Annotated in this window: 7 protein-coding genes and 2 pseudogenes; 5 read left to right on the forward strand and 4 right to left on the reverse strand. The window is 69.5% G+C overall.

Annotation, left to right across the window (positions count from 1 at the left end; all coding sequences use genetic code 11):
- Positions 1-254 precede the first annotated feature (254 nt).
- Positions 255-805, forward strand: a pseudogene (locus tag C7I84_RS18780) (GNAT family N-acetyltransferase).
- Between the two features lie 170 nt (positions 806-975).
- On the opposite strand, the gene C7I84_RS18785 reads toward C7I84_RS18780, so the two are convergent.
- The 3 genes from C7I84_RS18785 to C7I84_RS18795 all read right to left on the reverse strand — a co-directional run bounded on the left by C7I84_RS18785 (position 976) and on the right by C7I84_RS18795 (position 2,734).
- A complete protein-coding gene (locus tag C7I84_RS18785; RefSeq protein ID WP_106773749.1) occupies positions 976-1,431 on the reverse strand; it encodes a thermonuclease family protein in 456 nt (151 codons plus the stop codon).
- 65 nt (positions 1,432-1,496) lie between these two features.
- Positions 1,497-2,369 carry a transglutaminase-like domain-containing protein gene (locus C7I84_RS18790; protein ID WP_106773750.1) on the reverse strand — a complete coding sequence of 291 codons (873 nt, stop codon included), beginning with the start codon at positions 2,367-2,369 and terminating at the stop codon, positions 1,497-1,499.
- Between the two features lie 143 nt (positions 2,370-2,512).
- On the reverse strand, positions 2,513-2,734 hold the full coding sequence (locus C7I84_RS18795; protein ID WP_106773751.1) for a DUF1674 domain-containing protein: 222 nt from the start codon (positions 2,732-2,734) through the stop codon (positions 2,513-2,515).
- A 102-nt stretch (positions 2,735-2,836) separates the two neighbouring features.
- Between C7I84_RS18795 and htpX the strand changes: the two genes are divergently transcribed.
- The 4 genes from htpX (at position 2,837) to purH (ending at position 8,925) form a co-directional block, all read left to right on the forward strand.
- Positions 2,837-3,874, forward strand: a complete 1,038-nt coding sequence (htpX, locus tag C7I84_RS18800; protein ID WP_106773752.1) for a zinc metalloprotease HtpX — start codon at positions 2,837-2,839, stop codon at positions 3,872-3,874.
- A gap of 208 nt (positions 3,875-4,082) precedes the next feature.
- Entirely contained in the window at positions 4,083-5,441 is a 1,359-nt protein-coding gene (locus tag C7I84_RS18805) for an RsmB/NOP family class I SAM-dependent RNA methyltransferase (protein WP_106773753.1), read from the forward strand.
- Between the two features lie 72 nt (positions 5,442-5,513).
- Positions 5,514-7,241 carry a heparinase II/III family protein gene (locus C7I84_RS18810; RefSeq protein ID WP_106773754.1) on the forward strand — a complete coding sequence of 576 codons (1,728 nt, stop codon included), beginning with the start codon at positions 5,514-5,516 and terminating at the stop codon, positions 7,239-7,241.
- Between the two features lie 67 nt (positions 7,242-7,308).
- Entirely contained in the window at positions 7,309-8,925 is a 1,617-nt protein-coding gene (purH, locus tag C7I84_RS18815; protein ID WP_106773755.1) for a bifunctional phosphoribosylaminoimidazolecarboxamide formyltransferase/IMP cyclohydrolase, read from the forward strand.
- 196 nt (positions 8,926-9,121) lie between these two features.
- On the opposite strand, the pseudogene C7I84_RS18820 reads toward purH, so the two are convergent.
- Positions 9,122-9,344 (reverse strand): annotated as a pseudogene (locus C7I84_RS18820) (IS4 family transposase); the annotation flags it as partial.

Consider the following 9,344-nt stretch of genomic DNA (forward strand, 5'->3'; position numbering starts at 1 on the left):
TGTTCAACCAATCGAAAGGAGGTGATCCGATGTCGAGTGATTTCGTTTCCCAGCGTCAGGTCTCGGCGGATCGCCTTTTCGGGGAGCAGCCTTCCCGCTGAAGCGCGATTACGTGCGGCTGGCAATCCTGATGGATCGCCGCTGACGGCCGCGCTGGACGAAAGCCACGGAAGGACCGTTGTCTCATGGAGGCAGCGGTCCTTTTCTTTTGGGGCGGGGCCGGCGCGGCTCGACGGCGGCACCTTTCTAGGTCGATGGATGGATATTCGCACGTGACCGTTTTGCAGACGACGCGCCTGACGCTCAGTCCCTGCCGCCCGAGCGACCGCGCCGACTTCATCGATCTCGAGCTCGACCCGGAGGTCATGCGCTTTCTCAACGGCGGACATGCCGTCGACCCCGAGCAGGACGAGCCGAACGCGACGTTCCTCAGGCCGAGGGGAACGGAGCCTCACGTCTGGACGGCGCGTCATACGACCGACGGCGCGTTCGTCGGGTGGTTCTGCCTGTGGCCGGAGAGCGAGGCGCTGGCCGAACTCGGCTATCGCCTGCGCCGGGCGGCGTGGGGGCAGGGGTTGGCCTCGGAAGGGCCTCGGCCCTCGTCGACTGGGGATTCGGAACGGGTGGCTACGACATGATCGTCGCGACCACGATGGCGGCGAACCACGCGTCGCGCCGCGTGATGGAAAAGATCGGCATGAACTACGCGCGCACGGTTTTCGTCGACTGGCCCGATCCCATTCCGGGCAGCGAGCACGGCGAAGTCTGGTACGAGCTGATGCGCTCGCAATGGAACGGCGGCTGACCCCTTCCATGCTTCCCGCGCCGCGTCGGGACTAGCCCGCTATCGCAATGCCTCCCGAGGAGTGCAGCGGTTTGGAAGCAAAGATATGCGCGCAATCGAGGCCCACGGCACGTCGCATGAGTCCCTTTCAGGCGACGTCCTGTAGGGATGTCGGCGAAGCGCGGCTTGTCCTATCCGCACCAGCCGCCCCGCTTGCCGCCGCGATAGGGCCGGACGGCGCCGCGGTCGAGCAGCATGCGGGCGACGACCTTGCCGTCTCCGGTGACCACGTCGGCCAGCACCCGGCCGTAATATTTGGCGCTGCCGATGTTGGAGATCGATACGGTTCCCGGGGCGAGCAGGCCCGACAGCAGGTCCCGCGCCGCTTCAGCGGCCTGCCGCTCGGCGGCGCAGCGGCTCTTCATCTCCGGCGCGTCGATGCCGCGCACCCGAACATTGACGACGACATATTGCCCCGGCCAGACATGCGCCTCGGCCAGGAAGGTGTCGCCGTCGAGCACGGACAGCACGCGCGCCTCCACCGGTCCTTTCAGGACCGCGGCGCCGGCCGCCTGGGCAGGCGACCATGCGCCGGCCAGGGCGAGGGCCGCGACGGCGCAAAGGATCGGGAAGCGGGCGCAAATCATGAGCTAGGAATGTATTCCTCGATCGTGATTTGCGCAACCACAAAGTCAAGGGCGGCGGCGGTCGATCACGCCAGCACGTGGGCGCCCATGGTGCGGTCGACGCGGCGTGTCACCGGCGGCCGGTCGGCGCGGCTTTCCTGCTCGTAGGTCCAGACCTTGAAGATCGACAGCGCGTGCGGACCGAAGGTGTGCAGGAGCGGCACGTCGGTGGCGTCGCGGCCGCGGGCGATCACGACGCGGCCGATGCGGGGAATGTTGTGGCGCGGGTCGAAAGTGTACCACCTGCCGTCGAGGAAGACTTCGATCCAGGCGTTGAAGTCCATCGGTGCGGGGTCGGGCGGGACGCCGATGTCGCCGAGATAGCCGTTCACGTAGCGGGCCGGGATGTTCATGCAGCGGCACAGCGCGATGGCCAGATGGGCGAAGTCGCGGCACACGCCGACGCGCTCCTCATGGGCCTGCGCGGCGGTGCGGGTGCAGCGCGCATAGCCGTAGCCGAAGGAGAGCCGCGTGTGCACATAGTCGACGATCGCCTGGACGCGGGCCCAGCCCGGCGGCACGTGGCCGAAGCGGTCCCAGGCGAGGTTCATCAGATGGTCGGTCTCGCAATAGCGGCTGCCGAGCAGGAAGCCGAGCACCTCGTCCGGCAGTCGCTCCACCGGCGTCTCGCGTGCCAGCGTGTTGACCTCGTCGGGCTCGCCACTGTCCTCGACGACGGCATCGTAGAGGAGCCGCACCCCGCCTTCCGGCGCGGTGAAGCGGCGGCAGGTGTTGCCGAAGGAGTCCTCGTAGGTGCGACTTTGCACCTGCGGCGATGTCAGCACGCGCGTCTCGCGCCTGATGTCCTGTCGTCGGTCCTTGTTCACCTCGAGAAGCGAGACCACCGGCGTCGGCTGGGTGCAGCTGATCGCGATTTCATAGCCGAGCCGTATGAGCATGGTGAACCTCGCCGCCGTTTGAGGGGAACTCCTTCTTCGGGAAGGAGAAAACGCCTTCAACAACGCGACGGGGCGGATTCCGTTCCGGCTCTGTCGGACATTCGGCCGGTCCGCAGCCCGGCCGGGACGAGGAGTGACGGCCGTCAGAAATCGTGCGCGATTCCCTTGCTTTCCCAGTCGCCGTAGCGCACCGGCTCCTCGCCGCCGCGACCGCCGACCTCGCGCGGCATGGAGGCGACGCGCGCCTCGCGTTCGGCGCGACGGGCCTCGGCTTCGGCAAGCGCTCGTCTTGCCGCAGCGGTCCGCGCCTTCGCCGGCGCGGATTCGATGCCGTCCGCGACCCTGTCCTCTGCCGTCCCGGCCATCGCGCCACCTCGGAAATCATTGAAACAAACGCCGGTCTTCCCCATCATATAGCAGGGGTTTCGGCCTGAAACGACCGCCGCGACAGCCTTGAGGAGTTTTTGATGAACGTGATGCGGACCGCGATGCTTCTGGCGCTGATGACGGCGCTGTTCATGGGGGTCGGCTATCTGATCGGCGGCTCCGGCGGCATGATGATCGCCTTCCTGATCGCCGCCGGCATGAACCTGTTCAGCTACTGGAACGCCGACAAGATGGTGCTGCGCATGCACAACGCCGTCGAGGTCGACGAGCGCAGCGCGCCCGAATACTACCGCATCGTGCGCGACCTGGCGGCGCGCGCCGGCCTGCCGATGCCGAAGGTCTACGTCATCGACAACCCGCAGCCCAACGCCTTCGCCACCGGCCGCAACCCCGAGAACGCGGCGGTGGCCGCCACCACCGGCCTGCTCAACCGGCTCTCCTACGAGGAGGTGGCGGGCGTGATGGCGCACGAGCTGGCGCATGTGCAGAACCGCGACACGCTGACCATGACGATCACCGCGACGCTTGCCGGCGCGATCTCGATGCTCGGCAACTTCGCCTTCTTCTTCGGCGGCAACCGCGACAACCACAATCCGCTCGGCTTCGTCGGCGTGCTGGTCGCCATGATCGTGGCGCCGCTGGCGGCGGCGGTCGTGCAGATGGCGGTCAGCCGCACCCGCGAATACGCGGCCGACCGGCGCGGCGCCGAGATCTGCGGACACCCGCTGTGGCTCGCCGCCGCGCTCGGCAAGATCGCCCGCAACGTGCAGCGCATCCCCAACGAGGAGGCGGAGCGCAACCCGGCGAGCGCGCATCTGTTCATCATCAATCCGCTGCATGGCGAGCGCATGGACAATCTTTTCTCGACGCATCCCAACACCGACAACCGCATCGCCGCGCTGCAGGCGATGGAGCAGGAGTTCGCGTCTGTCGGGAGCGACCGTCGTCCCCAGCCGCGCGCCGAGGCGCCGTCGCAGCCGCCGCGCGGCACCGCGCCGTCGGGCGGCCCGTGGGGCGGTTCCGGCTCCGCTCCCGCCGAGCCGGAACAGCCGCAGCCGCCGAAATCCAACCCCTGGGGTCGCAACCCGACCGGGCCGCGCAAGGGCCCGTGGTCGTGAGCGGGCGGGTCTGCGCCGATGCCCTGGGCGCCGGGATGTGATTTCCGGCTGATCCGCTAATCCGGATTTCCGATCGCGGGACTGTCTGTTAAGACCCCCCTCTCCGTCTCGCCCGAAGGGCAAGACGGAGAGGGTCTTTGCGCATTCCCCCGAAACAACAGCCGCCAGCACAAGCCGGCGAAACCGCAGAAAGAACCCGGCCGACCGGATGTCAAAATCCCTCAGAGAAACCAAGGCCGCCGCGCCCTCCATCCCGGGTCTGCCGGCGCGCATGGCGGCGGCGCGGCTGCTCGCGGCCGTGGTCGACGCCAGGACGCCGCTCGACGGCCTGACCGATGCCGAGCACGGCCATCCGCAGTTCCGCGCGCTGGAGCCGCGCGACCGGGCGCTGGTGCGGGCGATCCTGGTCACGGCGCTGCGCCATCGCCGCACCGTCGAGGCGCTGGTCGCGGCGCGGCTGCGCTCGCCGCTGCCGGCCAATGCTACGACGCTGTCGCACATTCTGCATGTCGGCGCGACGCAGGTCCTGTTCCTCGACGTGCCGGACAGCGCCGCGGTCGACCTCGCCGTCAGCCATGCCAAGGCCGACCCGCGCACCGCCCGCTTCGCCGGTTTGGTCAACGCCGTGCTGCGGGCAATCGCGCGCGACAAGGCTGCCGACCTGCCGAAGGCGCTGGCCGCGACCGAGGATGCGCCGGAGTGGTTTTCAGCGCGGCTTCGCGCCGCCTACGGATCGGAGCTGGCGGAGAAGATCCTTGCCGCCCACCGGCTGGAATCGCCGACAGACTTCACCGTGAAATCCGACCCGCGGCGCTGGGCGCAAGAGTTCGGCGGCATCGTGCTGCCGACCGGCTCGGTGCGCGTCGGCCGGCTGCCGGCGCCGGTGCCGGAGCTGCCCGGCTATGACGACGGCGCCTGGTGGGTTCAGGATGCCGCGGCGACCCTGCCGGCGCGGCTGCTCGGCGCGGTCGAGGGCCTGCGCGTCGCCGACCTCTGTGCCGCGCCCGGCGGCAAGACCGCACAGCTCGCGGCGGCGGGCGCCATCGTGACGGCGGTCGATTCCTCGCGCAGCCGGCTGGCGCGGCTGCAGACCAATCTCGACCGGCTCGGCCTCGAGGCGGCTATCGTCCAGGCGGATGTGCTGGCCTGGCGGCCCGACGCGCCGTTCGACGCCATCCTGCTCGACGCGCCGTGCTCGTCCACCGGCACGGTGCGCCGTCATCCCGACGTGCCGTGGACGAAGTCGCCGGCCGACATCGAAAAGCTCGCGGACCTGCAGCGCCGGCTGCTCGACGCCGCCGTGCGGCTGCTCAATCCGGGCGGAAAGCTCGTCTTCTCCAACTGCTCGCTCGATCCGCTTGAGGGCGAGGAGATGGTGCGCGGCTTCCTCGCGGAGACCGACGTCGTCGCTTTCGACCCGATCCGGCCCGACGAGATTCCCGGCACCGACGGCTTCGTCACGCCGGAAGGATTTCTGCGCACGACGCCGGCCGACCTGGTGCTGCCGGATGCCGCGCTTTCCGGCCTCGACGGATTCTTCGCGGCGCGGCTGCGGGCCGTGGCATGAGATAGCGGCTGTGTCCCCTCGACGCGCGTTCCGCCTTCGCAGGATCGGCTGAATCATCTACAAGCCGCAAAAATGACCCGGTCGGAGAATCTGTTGTTGGCGGACGGCGACACCAGGCGCCTGTGGGCGCTGATCGCCAGGGAATACTGGCGGCGCGCCCGCCGGGGCCTGCGCACCGGCCCGCTCTACCGCTGGCGCTACGGCGGCCGCACGCCGGAGCGCGTGCTGATCGCGCCGCCCGACCTGCGCCTCGCCGACCCGCAGATCGCCGTCGAGATCTATCACGGCCGTTTCCCGCTCTCCGGCCATCTGGTCGAGACCGGCGGCGGTTCGCCCTTCGTGCTGGAGGTCGGTGATCGCGGCTGGCTGAAGTCGCTGCACGGTTTCCGCTGGCTGCGCCACATGCGGGCCGCCGGGACGGAACTGGCGACCGCCAATGCGCGTGCGCTGGTCGCCGACTGGATCGAGGCGCATGGCAACCGCATTTCCGGCCCTGCCTGGGACCCCGCGACCACGGCCAAGCGCATCATCGCCTGGCTGCAGCACTCCCCGGTCGTGCTGCAGGGGGCGGAGCTGGCCTTCTACCGGGCCTTCCTGCGCTCGCTGGCCACGCAGATCCGCTACCTGCGCTCGGTGGCGCGGCAGATGCCGGACGGCGAGGGGCAGCTGCGCGCCCGCGTCGCGCTCGCCTATGCGGCGCTGGCGCTGCCGGCGGCGCCTTCTGTGCTGCGCGGCGCCAGCCGCCATCTGGCGGCCGAACTCGACCGGCAGATCCTGCCCGACGGCGGCCATGTCTCGCGCAACCCGATGGCGCTGCTGGAACTGCTCGCCGACCTCCTGCCGCTGCGCCAGACCTACACCAACCAGGCGGAGACGCCGCCCGAGGCGCTCATCGGCGCCGTCGAGCGCATGCTGCCAGCGCTGCGCTTCTTCCGCCACGGCGACGGCAGCCTGGCGCATTTCAACGGCATGGGCGTGACCATCCACGAACGCGTCGCCGCCATCCTGCGCCACGACGACACGGCCGGCGCGCCGCTGCTGCATGCGCCGCATTCGGGCTATGAGCGGCTGGCGCTCGGTGGCACCACGGTGATCGCCGACACCGGCGCGCCGCCGCCGGTCGAGATTGCCGACGCCGCCCATGCCGGCTGCCTGTCCTTCGAGCTGTCATCCGGCCGCCAGCAGTTCATCGTCAATGCCGGCGTCGACAGTTTTGGCGCCGAGGAGGTGCGGCCGCTCGGCCGCGCCACCGCCGCGCATTCCACCGCCTGCCTCGACGACACCTCGTCGGCCCGCTTCAGCCATTCGCAGCGTATCAGCGGCGTCATCGGCGCGCCGCTGGTCGACGGGCCGCGCACCGTCCGCTGCGACCGGCTCGACCAGCCCGGCAGCCAGGCCTTCGTCGCCGCCCATGACGGCTACCTCCAGCGCTTCGGCCTCGGGCACGAGCGCGGCCTGACGCTGTCGGCCGACGGCGACCTTCTGTCCGGCGTCGACCGCTTCATCGCGCGTGGCGCCTTTCCGGAGCGCGACCAGGTGGCGATCCGTTTCCATCTCCACCCCGACGTCGAGCTGTTCCGCGACAACAAGGGCCGGCTGGTGCTGGCCGCGCCGCAGGCCGACCGCTGGGTGCTGTCGTCGAGCGTCGGGCCGCGGGTGGAGGAATCGATCTTCTTCGCCGGCCTCGGCGGCCCGCGCCGCAGCCGCCAGATCGTGCTCGCGCTCAACGCCTCCGAGGTGCCGGAGGTGCGCTGGCAGCTGCAGAGGCGGCGGCGGGAGATCGAGCCGGCGCGGGGGTGAGTCTTGATTTCCCGCCATCCTGTGCTAGGCCGCGCGGCATCTCCCACCTGACCGGAAGGCCCGCGCCATGGCCGTCGTCTCGAAAAAAATCCCCGCGCCCGATCTCGTGCCTGTGCGCCGCGCGCTGCTTTCGGTCTCCGACAAGACCGGCCTGATCGATTTCGCAAAGGCGCTGGCCGGCCGCGGCGTCGAGCTGGTGTCGACCGGCGGCACCGCCAAGGCGATCGCGGCGGCGGGGATCGCGGTGCGCGACGTCTCCGAGCTCACCGGCTTTCCCGAGATCATGGACGGCCGGGTGAAGACGCTGCATCCCGGCGTGCACGGCGCGCTGCTCGGCGTGCGCGACGATCCGGAGCATGCGGAGGCGATGCGGCAGAACCGCATCGAGCCGATCGACCTCGTCGTCGTCAATCTCTACCCGTTCGAGGAGGTGCGCCGCTCCGGCGCCGACTATCCGTCGGTGGTGGAGAACATCGACATAGGCGGGCCGGCCATGGTGCGGGCGTCGGCCAAGAACCATGCCTATGTCGCCATCGTCACCGAGCCGGAGGATTATGTCGCCGTGCTCAACGCGCTGGAGCTCAACACCGGCAGCCTGACGCTGGAGTTCCGCAAGAAGCTGGCGGCCAAGGCGTTTTCGCGCTCCGCCGCCTACGACGCGGCGATCTCGCAATGGTTCGCCGAGGCGCTGGAGATCGAGCATCCGACCTGGCGCGCCTTCGGCGGCAGGCTGGAGAGTGTGATGCGCTACGGCGAGAACCCGCACCAGGCGGCGGGCTTCTATCTGACCGGCGACGCGCGGCCCGGCGTCGCGACGGCGCGGCAGCTACAGGGCAAGCAGCTCTCCTACAACAACATCAACGACACCGACGCCGCTTTCGAGCTGGTCGGCGAATTCGACCCGGCGCGCGCGGCCGCCGTCGCCATCATCAAGCACGCCAATCCCTGCGGCGTCGCCGTCGGTGCCAGCTTGCGCGATGCCTATGCCAAGGCGCTGGCGTGCGACCCGGTCTCGGCCTTCGGCGGCATTGTCGCCGTCAACCGGCTGCTCGACGCCGAAGCGGCTGAGGAGATCGTCAAGATATTCACCGAGGTGATCATCGCGCCCGAAGCCAGCGAGGAGGCCGTCCGCATCATTGCCGCGAAGAAGAACCTTCGCCTGCTGGTGACCGGTGGCCTGCCGGACCCGGCCGCGGCCGGCGTCACGGTGAAATCCGTCGCCGGCGGGCTTCTGGTGCAGTCGCGCGACAGCGCCGTGGTCGACGCGCTCGACCTCAAGGTGGTGACCAGGCGCGCGCCGAGCGAAGCCGAGCTTTCCGACCTCGCTTTCGCCTTCCGCGTCGCCAAGCACGTCAAGTCCAACGCCATCGTCTATGCCAAGGACGGCGCCACGGTGGGTGTCGGCGCCGGCCAGATGAGCCGGGTCGATTCGTCGCGCATCGCCGCGCGCAAGGCGCTGGACGCGACCGAGGCCGCCGGACTAGCCGAGCCGCTGACCAAGGGCTCGGTCGTCGCCTCCGACGCCTTCTTCCCCTTCGCCGACGGCCTGCTGGCGGCGGTCGAGGCCGGCGCCACCGCGGTGATCCAGCCGGGCGGCTCGATGCGCGACGACGAGGTGATCGCCGCCGCCGACCGGCACGGCATCGCCATGGTGTTCACCGGAGTTCGGCATTTCCGGCACTGATTGCGCATAGCCGGGTTGTGCTGTCCTTTTGGGACAAGCCAATCGCATAAGGAATAACCCCCACCCCTAACCCCTCCCCACAAGGGGGAGGGGGATCGGCTTGCGTCTCCGCCAGGCGCTAATCGCCGATGGTTTCGCATGGTTGGCGCGCCCGCAAAGTCCCCCTCCCCCTTGTGGCAGGGCTGTCCGGGGAAAGTCATGCATAGTGGAAAGCCATCTGGTTTGGCGAGCATCGGGGTCTTCTATGGCTCGGATTGACGGGCGGCGGGCGTTCGATGGCGGCGATGTGGCGGCGCTCGAACAGGCATTGTGCGACGAGATCGGTGAAGCGCAGGATCGGCATGGCGATGCGGTTGGCGTTGGCGGCAATGCGCAGCAGCGCATAGGCGATCATGGCGGCGAAGAGCTGCAGGCGGATG

This window comes from Kumtagia ephedrae (assembly GCF_003012745.1).
In the GTDB taxonomy this organism is placed as follows: domain Bacteria; phylum Pseudomonadota; class Alphaproteobacteria; order Rhizobiales; family Rhizobiaceae; genus Kumtagia; species Kumtagia ephedrae.